12 protein-coding genes and 1 pseudogene are annotated in these 14960 nt (G+C 49.3%); 2 read left to right on the forward strand and 11 right to left on the reverse strand.

Going from position 1 to position 14960, the window contains the following annotated elements; translation table 11 throughout:
• Positions 1-145: 145 nt before the first annotated feature.
• The 5 genes and pseudogenes from JO375_RS23355 to JO375_RS23375 form a co-directional block, all read right to left on the reverse strand.
• A pseudogene (locus JO375_RS23355) lies at positions 146-671 on the reverse strand (family 4 glycosyl hydrolase); the annotation flags it as partial.
• 397 nt (positions 672-1068) lie between these two features.
• Positions 1069-1323: a hypothetical protein gene (locus JO375_RS23360; RefSeq protein WP_229526703.1), complete on the reverse strand. Its 255-nt coding sequence runs from the start codon at positions 1321-1323 to the stop codon at positions 1069-1071.
• Positions 1324-1735: 412 nt separating this feature from the next.
• Complete coding sequence (locus JO375_RS23365; RefSeq protein ID WP_229526704.1) at positions 1736-1918, reverse strand: hypothetical protein; 183 nt, start codon at positions 1916-1918, stop codon at positions 1736-1738.
• A 4-nt stretch (positions 1919-1922) separates the two neighbouring features.
• Positions 1923-2678 (reverse strand): response regulator, encoded by a 756-nt coding sequence (locus tag JO375_RS23370; RefSeq protein WP_229526705.1) that lies wholly within the window; start codon positions 2676-2678, stop codon positions 1923-1925.
• On the reverse strand, positions 2671-4269 hold the full coding sequence (locus JO375_RS23375) for an ATP-binding protein (protein ID WP_229526915.1): 1599 nt from the start codon (positions 4267-4269) through the stop codon (positions 2671-2673). Before JO375_RS23375 ends, JO375_RS23370 begins: the two co-directional genes overlap by 8 nt.
• An 86-nt stretch (positions 4270-4355) precedes the next feature.
• Between JO375_RS23375 and JO375_RS23380 the strand changes: the two genes are divergently transcribed.
• Together JO375_RS23380 and JO375_RS23385 are read left to right on the forward strand one after the other, a co-directional pair.
• A complete protein-coding gene (locus JO375_RS23380; RefSeq protein ID WP_229526706.1) occupies positions 4356-5390 on the forward strand; it encodes a DctP family TRAP transporter solute-binding subunit in 1035 nt (344 codons plus the stop codon).
• Between the two features lie 115 nt (positions 5391-5505).
• Positions 5506-6807, forward strand: a complete 1302-nt coding sequence (locus JO375_RS23385; RefSeq protein WP_229526707.1) for a dicarboxylate/amino acid:cation symporter — start codon at positions 5506-5508, stop codon at positions 6805-6807.
• 63 nt (positions 6808-6870) lie between these two features.
• Here the strand turns inward: JO375_RS23385 and JO375_RS23390 are convergent, their stop codons facing one another.
• The 6 genes from JO375_RS23390 to fdrA all read right to left on the reverse strand — a co-directional run bounded on the left by JO375_RS23390 (position 6871) and on the right by fdrA (position 14959).
• Positions 6871-7053 carry a hypothetical protein gene (locus tag JO375_RS23390; RefSeq protein ID WP_229526932.1) on the reverse strand — a complete coding sequence of 61 codons (183 nt, stop codon included), beginning with the start codon at positions 7051-7053 and terminating at the stop codon, positions 6871-6873.
• A gap of 113 nt (positions 7054-7166) precedes the next feature.
• Positions 7167-9653 carry a rhamnogalacturonan lyase gene (locus JO375_RS23395; protein ID WP_229526708.1) on the reverse strand — a complete coding sequence of 829 codons (2487 nt, stop codon included), beginning with the start codon at positions 9651-9653 and terminating at the stop codon, positions 7167-7169.
• Positions 9654-10017: 364 nt separating this feature from the next.
• Positions 10018-10953 (reverse strand): carbamate kinase, encoded by a 936-nt coding sequence (gene arcC, locus JO375_RS23400; RefSeq protein ID WP_229526709.1) that lies wholly within the window; start codon positions 10951-10953, stop codon positions 10018-10020.
• Entirely contained in the window at positions 10883-11836 is a 954-nt protein-coding gene (locus JO375_RS23405) for a DUF2877 domain-containing protein (RefSeq protein WP_267497804.1), read from the reverse strand. The genes arcC and JO375_RS23405 overlap by 71 nt, the downstream gene beginning before the upstream one ends.
• Positions 11837-11861: 25 nt before the next feature.
• Positions 11862-13121 (reverse strand): YlbE family protein, encoded by a 1260-nt coding sequence (locus JO375_RS23410; RefSeq protein ID WP_229526711.1) that lies wholly within the window; start codon positions 13119-13121, stop codon positions 11862-11864.
• 77 nt (positions 13122-13198) lie between these two features.
• The gene (gene fdrA / locus JO375_RS23415) at positions 13199-14959 is read right to left on the reverse strand and encodes an acyl-CoA synthetase FdrA (protein ID WP_229526712.1); all 1761 of its coding nucleotides are present in this window, start codon (positions 14957-14959) and stop codon (positions 13199-13201) included.
• Position 14960: the final 1 nt, after the last annotated feature.

The following is a 14960-nucleotide window of genomic DNA, read 5'->3' on the forward strand; positions in this document are numbered from 1 at the left end:
TATGTCATGGTCAAATCTATCAACCATAAAAGGGTATTTTCAGGCCTCAAAGCCATAAAAATACCCTTTCTCGTTGTGTAATGCTACCAGCATCTCGTCAACCATTTGCCAAATTTCCGTCGGATTGCAAACCGCACCCACCAGCGGGTCCATCATACATCCAGTTTGGAAAATTGGTCTCAAACCAGTGCATCCTTCTATGCATACACGCAGATAGCCTCCTGTTTCTCCGCTAATCCATCTGCCCAGATCAATCCAGTCAAGGATTTTATCCGGACGCTTCCGGTACAAGGGAACATACTCACTTAAATGGGCGTTCGATTCTGTGATGAATAGCCAAAACGGCGAAGCATGTCGATCCGTACCTTTTCCGTGCGGCTATACTCGGGATGCTTTTCAAAAGCCTCCAGCAGTCCTGCCGTCAAATCCTTCCCCTTATGAGACGCCTGGATGTACCATGTCTGGTGATTGATTCCGGCACACAACGTGTATCCTACGCATTAATCGACACCATATTTTAGCGGTATATCTACATCGGTCGCGAAACCCTTCAGACCACCGACCCGGATCGTACAAATAACGTACTTGGCATCCTTTAAAGCGACCTTTCGATCGGTGGAAGACTGTAATTGTACGAACAAGCCGTTCTCCTGGATATCCCGCTGACACAGCAATCAACCTCCGCGATTAGAATTGTAGTATACCGTCATTGTAGCAACACACCATGAGAATGTATTTCAAAATCATGACCAGATTCGCATTGAAGTGTCAAAAATCCTAACTTTCATACCGATATCTGCTGCTTGTTTTTTCTACTTCTCTCATTTCTCTTAGTCTTTTCACATTCCTCTATTTCAAACCATGCCTTATAATGGATATATGTGGTGATTTGAAAAGAAAATACATTCGAGAATAAGGAGCAGCTGAGATGAACCAAAAGATTATCTTTTAGAGTTTGCTTGTTCCCTTGTGCTGCTGAAACAGCTAGCGCACTATATACCTTGATATTTTTAAGGTATACCGTTACTCATCTCCTAACCCTCCAGTTCTGCAAGCTGATCTACTTTTTCATCCAGTATCCTCCTTATTTATTCCAAATTGCTCCTCTGCATCCTGAACCATTTTCATCGCCGTTAACTTTGCATCTTCAAACTCCTGCTGTTGCCGCACCAGAACTGTCTGTTTATACTGCACAAGCTGCTCGCACTCAGATGCTTCTCGCTCTAACCTAACTATGAGTTGCAGTATTTGTTGGCGTGGTAGTCCATCTTCTGGCCAGCTACCACATCCAAATGTTCCGTACGTTCTAAAAAACTTTTGCATCTCTTCTCTACCTTAAAATCGGTACATCCTCCTTTAATTTTGAGCATGCAAAAAAAGCTCATTCCTACTCATAATTCAAGTCGGAAAGAGCTTTTGAAAGTTTGGTTTTAAGTATTTGTGTTTGTTGCTTGTATTTTACGATCTTGTTGTTGGGGTCGTAAACCCATTAGTAAACTGAATAAGTTCTACTCACTTAATTTTTCTACTGTTACTCCCCTGCTAATAACCGATAACCATGGTACTTCTTGGTTAACGGTATAAATTTCCATATGCACTATATCTGATTTGTTATTTTTTTTATGAAATCACTTTCCTTAACCAGTCTGTAATTTTGAATGGTATACCAACTCATGCTGAATGAGTGCTTTTCCTCCTCTTGAACATTTAACAAGTTTATCATTACACTTCACCTCTACTTTTCAAAATAAAAATGAGTCAAATCTCTCAGTTCTTGTTTCGTAGCATTTGATGGGAAATTGCTAAACTCATCAAGCCATCCCCCACCCTTATTTTGGACTTTAAAATATGACTTTCCATCTGCTGGATTAGGCATAATTCGTATCACATCTCCATTTTCAGGATTAGTATTGTCCATATTGTTATATATGGTCATATTGATCACGCAGCAGCTCATACCGATTAACGGGGCGACCAACTCCGCCATAATGCACAACAAGGCGAACAATACCCCTTTTCTCCAGATAATCCAGGTATCTTCTTGCCGTTACACGGGCAATACCAACTCCCTCCGCGGTTTCTTCGGCAGACAGCTTGCCACCATGCTGCTCCATGACCGCAAGTACCTGCTTTAAGGTAGCAGCATTCAATCCCTTTGGCAGCTCATCGTAAGACATGGCCCATTCCTCGTATATTGGAGCAGGGTTGATTGATTCGCTGGCAGCTTCTCCATTTTGCATAATGAGGTCCAGCTCTTCCTGGGTTCCTACTTCTTCCCCCCATAATCCGGCCTGCTGCACCCGGTAACGCTCCAGCGTATGATGGATACGCTTTACCTTAAACGGTTTAATGATATAATCGAACGCTCCGTTTCGCATCATTTCGCGGATCGTCTCCGTGTCCTTCGCGGCGGTCACGACAACCACATCTACAGGCAATGCCATGGAACGGATACGCTGCAAGGTCGATATCCCGTCCAGCGACGGCATGAACACATCAAGAAAAACCAGATCAGGCTTCAGCTCCTCGATCAGCTCCACCCCCCGCAGTCCATTGGAAGCCACACCAATGACCTGGAACCCGTCAATCTGTTCGATAAACTGCCGGTTTACCTCTTGTACCATTGGATCATCCTCGACCAACAGCACACGAAAAGATGATTTTATATGTTTACTCATCGTCGCTCCCTCTCTCCTTTAACGGGAATAGAATCTCTATCGAAGTTCCCAAGCCGAGTGAAGACTCGCATGTCAGGCGGCCATTCCCCTTGTTGACAATTCCGCTCAGCAAATACAGCCCCATACCGCGGCTCTCTCCGTCCTTGGTCGTAAATCCGCGTTCGAGCATTCGTTTCTGCGTCGGCTCCGACATGCCACAGCCGTTATCCTCGACCAATATGGACATATATTCGTCATCCTGCCGGATGCTGACATAAATCTCCTTGGAGCTGGCCTCTGTATCTGCCAGCGCATCAAAGGCATTCTCAATTAGGTTTCCGAGCAACAAAACGAAATCATGCCGATCAACCAGCCAGGGAAACCCATTCATTTTGCTGTCAGGATCGATCCTAATATCAATGCCAAGCTCTTTGCCACGGCTAATTTTGCCTAGCAGCAAACCTGCAACTCCATCGTCATCGAAATGCTTCTGCAGGAAGCGTGTCATCTCCTCTTGCTGCTCTGTCACCTCGAACAGATAGTTCAAAGCCTCGTTCTGCTGTCCTAGCTGGAGCAAGCCGGCAACGGTATGCATTTTGTTCATATGCTCATGGTTTTGTGCACGAAGCGCATGGACAAACTCTTTCACGCCTGTGAGCTCCTCAGCCATTCGCGTCACCTCGGTTTTGTCCTGAAATATGGAGATCGCCCCCATCGTAACTCCCTGTTCGCGAATGGGAATTCGGTTGCTCCAAATAATGGTCTCGCCAATTTTCAGCTCCTGGCTCAAAATCGCAACTCCCGACTCAAGCACCTCTGGCAAACGGGTATCCGGAATGACCTCACGGATCGGCAATCCTGTTACGTCGCGGTGAATATCGAAAATTTGTTTGGCCCGCTCATTGAAAATGGTAATGATACAGTTGCGGTCAATGGCAATGACCCCCTCGTGCATTGCCTGAAAGGCTGCACTTCGCTCACGAAACATTCTCGCAATCTCCTGCGGCTCCAGATTGAACATCTGGAGCTTTATATGGCGAGCCAGCAAGGCAGAGCCAATCACACCAAACATCATCGACAGCAGCGAAGTCATGATGATGGATTGTTTTTCCTGCCGGATGATTTCCGTCACGCTTGGCAGCAGGCCACCCGCTACAACGACACCCACCTGCTCCGAGGAAGAATTCATAATCGGGACAAAGGAACGTAATCCGATCCCCGCTTCGCTGCGAACTTTGGAGACATACGTATGCTCAGCAAATGCGGCATCATCATCCCTGGCCTGAAACGTTCCGCCAATTCGCTCTGAAAGCGGATGAGACAACCGTTTGCGGTTCATATCGAGTACGACAATATAAGACGCGTTGTTTAATATCCGAATTTTGTCCGCCATAGGCGCAATCACGACAGAAGCATTCGGATCATTAATTCGTTCCACTACGTCCGGCAGGTTCGCAACGGTCTGAGCCGTAATCGTAAGGCGCTGTTTGAGTTCCTCTTCCTTGATCCGGGTGGCGATACCCAGCAAAAAAAGACCGCCAATCAAAAGAGAGAACAGCACGACCCCAAATGAAAGTATCATAATTTTCCAATACATGCGAAGTCTGTTCATCATTTTATCCTTCCCTACTAAAGCGTTTACCTTTGAATATCATTGTGAAATAATGGATCTAATATAGCAACAGAGGGGGTTACTTTGTGAAAAGAGCTGTTGGATTTGCCGTTTTGCTCATACTGGGCATTCTAACGGCTTATGTGATTGGTATTCAAAAAGATTTTGGTGAAGAGCTCCCTTATGACGATGAATTTACCGGTCTGAAGGATCGGATTGTGATCAAATTCAGCCATGTCGTGGCCGAAAATTCGCCCAAAGGACTGGCTGCTGCTCGTTTTGCACAGCTTGTCAAGGAAAAATCCAAAGACCGGATTGAGATTCAGGTGTTTCCCAATGGAATTCGCTACTCAGAAACCACGGAAGTGGCTGCACTGCAACGGGGAGAAATCCAGATGATAGCTCCTTCATTCTCCAATTTGAATGCGATTGATCCGGCCTGGCTGGTGATGGACCTCCCGTTTGCCTTTGAAAATCAAGCTGAGGTCGATCAGGCATTAAACGGGCCACTGGGCAAGCGGTTATCGCAAACCCTTGAACCCTATGGAATGAAAGGTATCGCTTTCTGGTCCAACGGCTTTCGGCAGATCACCAACAACACCCGTCCCATTCGCCAACCCGCAGACTTTAAGGGTTTGAAATTCCGCATCCAGCCAAGCCAGGTACTGGAACGTCAGTTTGAAGCGCTCGGGGCATCGACCATTAGCACGCCTTTCAATGAAATATATCACAACCTGGAGACAGGCACAGCAGATGGGCAAGAGAACACGATATCCAATATCCTTACCAAACGGTTTTATCAGGTGCAACGTTATATGACCGTCAGCAACCACAGCTATCTGGGTTATGCCGTCATCTTTAACAAATCCTATTGGGACAGTCTCCCAAGTGATGCTAAGCTGGTGCTGCAGGAGGCGCTTGAGGAAACAACGCGTTGGAACCAACGGGAAACCGATGAAAATGCTAATTGGCTTAGCCAGCTGCAGCAGAACGGAAACATTACAATTACCCGTCTGTCCGAGGGCGAGCGTGCACGTTGGAAGGAGCATCTGCGCGTGCTTTATTCAGAGTTCACTCCCCTTATCGGATCAGACCTGATGAGTATGATTCAAGGACCATAAAGACCAAAAAGAACGTTATGACCGTATTCTTGTTCGCCAAAAACATAGCTCTTACACTGGGGATACAGAAAATAAAGCGTTTTCAAAATTCAAAAGAAAGCGAGAGCGTATCCCTATGAAACTGAAAATAAATTTTAAAAACTTGACGGTTCAGGTCGTTATCGCTATTATTCTGGGCATTCTCCTTGGCCACTTTTTTCCTGCAACAGGTGAAAAGCTCAAAGTGCTCGGAGACGCCTTTATCAAGCTCATTAAGATGGTCATCGCACCCATTGTATTTTTTACGGTCGTGCACGGCATTGCCAGCATGGGGGACATGAAAAAGGTCGGTCGTATCGGCGGCAAGGCGCTTCTCTATTTTGAAATCGTTACCACGATTGCGCTGGCCATCGGTCTGATTGTGGTCAACCTCGTAAGACCGGGAGCGGGCATTGATGTGAGCAAGGCAACCGGAGACGTATCTCAATACGCTCAAAAAGCAGCGGAAACAAGTCATGGATTCGTTGATTTTATCGTCGGTATTATACCTGAAAATGTAGTAAGCGCTATGGCAGGCGGAGAGCTGCTGCCTATCCTGCTCTTTGCCATCCTTTTCGGGCTGGCTCTGACGGGCATGGGAGAGCAAGCCAAACCCGTCATTGTCCTGTTCGACAGGCTGTCGCAAGCCTTCTTTGGCATCGTCAATATGGTCATGAAATTGTCGCCAATCGCGGCATTTGGTGCTATGTCCTATACCATTGGCAAATTCGGTATCGGATCATTGACCTCTCTTGGCAAGCTGATGGGTTCTGTTTACCTGACGATGGCCTTATTTGTGATCATTGTGCTCGGCCTGATCGCTCGCATGTATGGTTTCAGTATTTTTAAGTTTATTGCTCACATCAAAGAAGAAATTTTGCTTGTACTCGGCACTTCATCGTCCGAATCTGCCCTGCCGCGCATGATGGACAAAATGGAGAAATACGGCTGCTCCAAGTCGGTGGTCGGGCTGGTTATTCCGACGGGCTATTCGTTTAACCTGGATGGTACGGCCATCTATTTGTCCATGGCCGCCATATTCGTCGCTCAGGCATCCGGTGTCGATATGACCTTATGGCAGCAGCTGACACTGCTTGGTATTCTTATGCTGACCTCGAAAGGCGCAGCGGGCGTCACAGGCTCCGGGTTTATCACGCTGGCAGCTACACTCGCGGCGTTCCCTTCCATCCCGCTGGCGGGAATGGCATTGCTGCTCGGTGTGGACCGCTTTATGTCCGAAGCACGCGCCATCACCAATCTGATTGGCAATGGAGTTGCTACCGTCATCGTCGCCAAGTCGGAAAATGAGTTCCATCCCGATAAACAAGTGGAGATGACCCCGGCAGCGACTGAGTTTGAACCTGCCCCCTTAAACAGCCCGGTTACGAAATCCGTATAAAAAATAGACATAAAAAGGGCTGCCCCTAAAGTGGTCCTTTTTATGCCTTAGCTACATCCTTGCCTAAGAGCCTTGCTTCTCCAACTGCCCCTCATATAAAGCGCTGTAAAAGCCCTTATGGGCCAGCAATGCATTATGAGAGCCCTGTTCAACCAGACGTCCGTCCTTCAGGACCAGAATCCGGTCAGCCCATTTAAGCCTTAATAAAGCTTTGTATCTGCCCTTGGCAAGGATTGGATAAGCCATTTGAAAGGCTCTAAAAATGAAAAATAGCAAGCCTCCAAATAAGCAGAGGCTTGCCATTTTCTAAATTCAATCATGATACATGCGGCGAAAGGTCTCAGGCTTCCGGTTTGCTGTTATAAACTCTCTGCTGGGTCTGCCGAGTCTGACTTCAATTCCTTCGCATCTCTTTCCGCTTCATCTACTTTTTTTACATCGATTGCCTTGCCATCGACCTCCGATGCCTCTATTGTTTCCGCTTCGTCGCTGTTCTCTTCTTCCATCAAGGCTCTTGGCGTGTAGAGCTTGGGAATCGGCACCTTCGCCCAATCCATATCGGATGCGAAGTAAAAGCTCGTGTAGGACGGCTGGTTATAGCAGGTATTTTGACGCGCTACTTCCGCCCGGTACTGCCGATCATGCATCAGCGTATATAATTTATGCGCTGTAGGCTCGGTGCTCAAATAGATACGAATCGCCGAGCTATCCGCTGTACGGACGAGCATTTCCTCCCGCCAGTCTCCGAAAATGTCAGCTACCAGCGATGGTGTTCCTTTCGTATAGTTGTTCGTCTTGGTGCCCGTTGCCGTCAGCAATGTGCCTCGCTTCCAATCTTCAATGGCCGGGGTTACGTCGATCGCCCCGTTCACGATTTGGGTCGTCATATCCGCTGCCCATTTGATGCTCATATTGGTACCAGGCATCCTCGTATCAAGCTGCTTGCCAGCAGCGGTCCATAAGCCTATGGCCCATGTTTCCAGCCCCCGCTGATCAGAGTCTATATCGCCAACCATACCCCGACCTGTATCTTTGCCCGAATAACCGCCGTAGATGACTTTGCCTGTCTTGGCATCCCGAAGCGAATAGCCATAAGGTGCATAGGTGCCGCCCTCATGCACCATAAAGATTTCTTTCCCCGGACGATCCGGGTCAATATCAGTCACATGCAGCGCATCCCCATGTCCCAGTCTGGCTGTTTCGCCGGGAATCGCGCTTTGCGGAGGCATGACGTCAAATGAGCTGTACAACAGGCTGCCGTCATGGTCAAGGGTGGCAGACCCGTATACGATTTCGTCCTTGCCGTCACCATCTACGTCCGCGGCGCTAAGTGAATGCGCTCCCTGTGTGGTCAAGGTACCGAATTTCGGGTCCGTTCCGTCACGCCCGTGCGGGCTGTCGTTAAACGGATTGGTCATCGGTGTCCAGCCGCTGTCCACCATCCAGTGCTTTTGCAGATGGTGTCCGTCCCATGTATAGGTGACCAGCGTGGAACGGGTATAATAGCCGCGTGCAAATACAGCATAAGGCTTGCGGCCGTCCAGATAAGCCACCCCTGCCAGGAAACGGTCGACACGGTTGGCGGGTTCAATCCGGGCCATAGCGTAATCCCCCCACATGAGACCATCGTCATGACGTTCCGGCTCATAGCGGATGGTATCCAGTTCAGCTCCCGTTTTTCCTTTGAAAATGGTCAAATACTCCGGCCCATCCACAATGAAGCCTTCGAACTCTCTCAGCTTGTTTTTGTCGCTCCGTGCAGGCGCGTATACATCCATAAAGTAATCCGTCAGGCTTTTCGCATCCTTTCGGGATAACGGATAGCTATACTTTGGTGGAATACCAAAGCATTCCTCCAGCGTAGCAGGCCACTGGCCTTTGACCACTTCTTGGTGTTTGGTCCAGTTCATGAACATGTTCACCACATGCTCATAATAATCCTCACGGCTTAAGCGGTAATCATCCTGATGCGTAATGCCTGCTTTGTGATCCTCACGGGGCAAAGTAATATACTTTTCTTTTTTGGGCTTACCCTTCTTGTCAAAAGTAATCGTTTTGGTGCCCGGAGCTGTCTTGAACATCAGTTCGGCTTTACCGTCGCCGTCAAAATCGTACACCATCATCTGTGTATAATGAGCACCTGAGCGAATATTTACCCCCAGGTCAATCCGATATAACAGCTTGCCCTCAACCGTATAGGCATCGACATACGTATTTCCGGTATACCCCTTCTGCGATACATCTTTGGAGTTGGACGGGTCCCATTTGACAAAAAATTCATATTGTCCGTCTCCGTCCACATCTCCCACACTCATATCATTTGCTGAGTAGGTATAGGATTCACCCGCAGGTGTGACTCCATCGCCAGGCTTTTGAAGAGGAAGCTCATAGTACCCCTGCTGCCATGGCTTCACCTTGGCACTGCAATCCTTTTCCTTTCCATTAACGACCGAAGCCACCCTGTACACCGCATTTCCGGTTCCTTCCTTATCGACATAGTTGGTGCTGTCGGTCACCATCGCAATCTTTTTGCCGTCACGGTATACGTTAAAGTTCGCTCCCGTCAGCCCTGTCGAGCCGTAGCCATTCACTTCCTGGGCCAACAGCCGCCAGCTTAAAAACACACCCTCCTGCGTCACTGCAGCTACCAAACCGCGATCCAGCTTTTCCAGCTGGATGCTGCCACTGCGATACTGTCCAGTAGCAATTGCTGATTCCGCCTGTAGCGTCGTCGGCTCAGACAAGTCTTCCGCAGCCACACCTCCGGTCGTGCCCGTCATCGCCAGCATCACTGCCAACGCGGCGGTCAAGCTTTCCTTTCGCCATGCGCCTTTCCTTTGAGCCATCCAAGTCGTCCTCCTCAATTGTATTGTGATGACAAGCAAATACCCAAAATGATTGCGCTTACATAATTTAAATTCCTTTTTATTATAGTTTTGCTATTATCCCAAAAGCGTTTAAATATCCGGGGATTTCTCTACACAAATCCGTGTTGTTGACCAAACATGGCAGAATGAGAGCTGATTGAGAATTTTGCAAAAAATGATCTATATAAGTTGAGCATGAGCAGGCTGTAAGAGAATATACTACGTTCTATAACCACGAGCTCTTTTTAGAAAAAACTAAACAACCGTTCCCCGGTTGAATACCAGGAAACGGTTGCTGCATGGGTGATTTGCCACTTGCATCTTCTCTGACTGTGCCAGCTAATCAGGAAATATGCGTGCCAGCTGTTCCCCTGAGAGCCGAAACAGCATCTTCGATTGAACATATAATGGTGTGTTTTCCTTGTTCTGCAAAGGATATAGCCGCCTCCATCTTCGGTCCCATACTGCCTGTGGAGAAATGTCCCTCCTGAACGTACTGTTTGGCTTCCTCCATACTGATATGGCCTAGCGTCTGCTGCTCCGGCTTTCCGTAATGAATGAAAACATTTTGCACGTCTGTCACCATCATGAAGATATCGGCGTTCGCTTCCTCGGCCAATTTGCGGCCGCTGCGATCCTTGTCTATTACCGCTTCGATGCCTTTAATCGTGCCGTCCGCTTGCCGAATAACCGGAATGCCTCCGCCCCCGGAAGCAATGACAATCGCTCCGCTCTCGACAAGCCTCATAATGGTTTCTGCCTCCAAAATAGACTGCGGCTGCGGCGAAGGAACGACGCGACGCCATCCCCGCCCCGCATCTTCCCGCATGTTCCAGCCTTTCTCCTGAATCATTTGTCTGGCTTTTTCTTCGCTGTAGAAGGTGCCGATTGGCTTGGTCGGATGCTGAAAGGCTTCATCTTCCTCGAATACCTGCGTTTGTGTCAGCACACTGACGACCTGCTGCGTCAGCCCCCGCTTCCGCAGTTCATTCTTCAAGGATTGATCGAGCATGTAGCCGATTAATCCTTGGGACTCCGCACTACACACGTCCAGCGGAAAAGGAGAGACCACCTCTTTCGCTTCTTCATTTTGCTGCAAAATCAATCCCACCTGCGGACCATTACCATGTGTAATGACGACTTCGTAGCCCGCCTCCACGATATCAGCAATCTTTTCACTGCTGCTGCGTACATTTTCAAGCTGGTTCTCATAGGTTGCTTCCTGGTGAGGCCGCAAAATGGCGTTGCCCCCCAATGCAATCACAACTCGTTCTGACATGTTTATACCTCCTTAGGGCCATGATGGCATTGGCGATCCCGAATGCCGTATCGATTCCGGAACTGTGTCCGGTTTGCAGCAATAGCGAAAGCCTGGTTTGAAAATAAGAGGCATCTTTCATAACCATCGCGTTCAGTACCCGGGTTATCTTGTCACTGAATTGGCCGTGCAGCGCATGAAGTAAATAGGCTTTGCTTACGTCTGTCGTAATTGCTTCTGTTTCCAAAATATGATGCAAGATGGGCACAAACGCTGAGTTAAAAGCGCCGGTCAGCCTATGAACGGCCAACAATCCGATAAGGAAATCGTCTCCCGACGGCGTTAGTCCTGGCCCACGCCCCAGAAAATAGCGCAAAGGCGCCTCGATGGCCTGGACTTCATCGGATAACAAGGCGTCGAGCAATTGTTCCGTTTGCCTTATCGTAGCGTACTGTCGATCATCTGGCCTGTAATCACTCGCTAGAAATCGGTCCCATTCGACGCCGAGTCCGGTCGTCATCCCCCAAGTGAGGCATATTTTCATGAATGTATCCACGTGAAATAAATCAAGAAAACTACTGTAACGATAGGCACTGATTTCATAATGGAATGGCGTGGCTTGCGATAGATCAAGTGTCACCGGATATTGGGGATGACAGAATTGAAGCATGTCCGGCGTCCTGGCAACAACTTCGTCATTGCACTTGATATAAAAACGCAGCCTTCTGACACTTTCTTGTCCCATATGAATGCCGAATGGAACTCTGCCGTTTTTCGTTGTTCCGACAAAAATCAATGCATCTTCCATAGCCAGGTTGATTCCGTTCTCGAAGATGCTGTGGACACGGCCAATCGGCCTCCGCGAGAGGAGTGCCGTAAGTCCGGCATGAATCTCCTCTCCCATGAGACAAGACGTATAAAGCGGCGCTCTACAGAAGTCCGAGCTTTGACGCATAAGCTTCAAGCGCCTTCTCAAAGCATTCGACAGGCGGACGAACTGTACCTGCGCCGATCTGCCCCACACCCGGCTCCTTGTGGGCTATACCAGTATTAATGACTGGCGTAATTCCCGTTTCCACTACCTTTCTGGCATCAATACCAAGACAAATTCCGCGGAAATTCCAGGTCGGAACAGTAAAGTTGGAGTTCTGGTCGATCGAGATTTCGACCATTTCATTGCTCGTTGTCAAGGCATCTTGAAATCCTCCGGCCCCGACGAACCGCGTAACGCCTGGAGCTGCAATCATCGCCATCCCCCCAACGCCAAACGTTTCCGTAATCGCGCTGTCGCCGATGTCCGGGTTGGCATCCGCTTGTGAAAAGCCGGTAAAGAACAACCCCTGCGGCGTATTTACGGGTGCGGTAAACCATTCGTCTCCCATGCCGCTAATGCGGATGCCAAAGTCCTGTCCGTTCCGGCACATGGCGGTTACGACCGTGCCTGCTTTGATCGTGCGGGCCCCATCCATTACAGCCTTGGCCGCCGCCATCATGATATTAAGGAAGAATTGATCGGTATCCGCCAAAAATTTGATAACACTTTGCATCTCCTGTTTGTCCATATCAAGATTGACAATATAAGGGCTGATTTCTTTCAAAAAGACGAGCGAAGCGGCAATGTTGCGTTGATGGAATTCATCTCCCATCGTAACGGCTTTCGCGATCATGACGTTCAGGTTAAGACCTTCCTTCGTCGCATGGAGCGCCCGGGAAAGCGTCGGACCAAGCACATCCTTCATCCATGTCAAGCGGGTGATGACTTCTTCTGAATAAGCGCCAAAGCGAAGCACCTTGCCGATCCCTTCGTTCATAATGCAGTAAGCCTCATTGCCTTCTGAACGGTTATTGACTACAAATACCGGCATATTACCCGATGTGATTCCCCCCATAGGCCCGACTGCCTTGACATGGTGGCACGGGATGAAATGGATATCGCCCCGTTCGAGCATGCTGCGGGCCTCCATTTCATCCTTGGCCCAGCCTTCGAATAAAGCAGCACCTACGCACGAGCCTTGCATGGGGCCCGTCATGTCCTGATATGCTATCGGCGGGCCCGCATGCAGCAGCGTCTTGCCTTCCAACTCCGGAATGACGGTATGTGCCGGTACTACATCGACGAGAAACGGTGCTCCGCCAGCAATTTTGTCAATAACCGCCCGATTGGCTTCATCAATTGTCTGATATTTCATATGATATTCCCTCCTGGGTGCTCATCTGCAACGTTGATTGTTCGACATAGAAGCAGTTCATAGGCAGTTGATTATCGTTAACTCGTAAAGCGGTAATCTTTTAATTGATTTAATATATGCTGCATCTTTACGCTGCCGCCCGCTATCGGTCTCCAATCGTACTGGATTGCCGGAGCCCCGCTTGCAGTAATGGATTCTGTAAATTTTCGCAGCCCCACATTAATGACAGACGGCTTCCCGGCAAGCAATGCTTCGATTGCGGCAGAGGCAGAGAACATCTCAGGAACGGTCTTGGCTGCCGGACGGTGCGTCTTCGGCACGTCTTCGAGAACGAGCTGCATCATAGCCAGCACGGTGCGTACCGCCTGGTTGTTGCTCTCTTTGACTACCACGCCCGCCTGTTCGAGCTTGCGCTTCTGCTCTGCATACGACTGCGGATCTTGATGGGTACCGCACAGAGCAGCTACAAAATAGAGGTTGCGCCCTTCAGTCTTCGCCTTGGCTGCGGCCTTCTCAATGGCCGGAGCCAGCACGCCCGCCACGTCGTCATGACCGCCGTACCCCAGCACGACGTCGAATAAAATGACCGCAGTGGCTGGATCTTGCGCAGCCTTCTCAATATGCTGAATCCGGGTAGCCGGATCGATCATCGGATGCGGCTTGCCTTGCGTGTACATATCGTCGCCTAAATCAACTATGACATGGCCGTTTGATCTGAGGACATAACCCGCTTCATGGATAAGCCCATCCTTCAGTTGAAGGGCATCCGCGATGAGCATAGCTGCTTCGGCAGCTAATGTGCCGCCTGCATACAAACCCTGAATCGAGGTTTGCCCCGGGTTCAATGCGGTCTTCGGCACATCAATCGGCATGCTATATAACGGCTGCACGGCGGCGCCTTTTGCCAGATCAATCGCAATCATCGCCGCTTCCTCCAATGTATAAGCTTCATAGACATTCCCTTCATGCCCGGACGGTTTCTCCCCCAGGAAGAGAGTCACCACCGGTTTCGGCAGCCCCTGTAGCTGACTTACGACCTTCTCGCGCACCGTCTCGGACGGCGGCTTGGAAATAATGACGATTACCTCGGTCTGTTCGTTATGCGCTAGTCCGCGGATGCTGTCCAGCATGGTAATCGCTCCAACGCCCTCCGAGAGGTCACGCCCCCCGGTGCCAATCGCGTGACTGATCCCGCCGCCCATGCGGTCGATCAGCGTAGTCACTTCTTGAATGCCTGTGCCCGATGCACCGACGATACCGATATTGCCCGCTTTTACCCGATTCGCGAAGGCGAGCGGAACGCCTGATATCACACCTGTACCACAATCAGGGCCCATCACGAGCAACCCTTTGTCATGGGCCTTCCGTTTCAGACTCAACTCTTCTTCTACCGGTACATTATCGCTAAAAATAAAGGCATGCAGTCCGTAATCAAGCGCTTTATCCGCTTCTGCCGCCGCGTATTGGCCGGGTACCGAAATAATCGCCAAGTTGGCATGCGGGTTCTCCTTCAACGCGCGCTCCCACGAGCGTACGCTCTCGGTTGAGGACTGGCTGCTGTTGACAGATTGATCGCTTAAAAAGCTGTCAACGGCAACGAGAATATCATCCAGTCCGCTGTGCGTCTCGGTATCGATGACAATGCACATATCGTTGGCCCCGGCCGGCTCCAGCTCATCTGTATACAACCCGGAATTGCACATAATGTCTTTGTTAGCTGGCGTCCCCATCATGATAGACGCTTGCATCACACCTTCAAGCGCAGAAATATAATTGGTCAAGAGCATCAAATTGACCGAATCTTGATACGAATTTCTTTTAATGATTGTATGCAGCATT

Origin of the sequence: Paenibacillus farraposensis (assembly GCF_020736845.1) — a bacterium.
In the GTDB taxonomy this organism is placed as follows: domain Bacteria; phylum Bacillota; class Bacilli; order Paenibacillales; family Paenibacillaceae; genus Paenibacillus; species Paenibacillus farraposensis.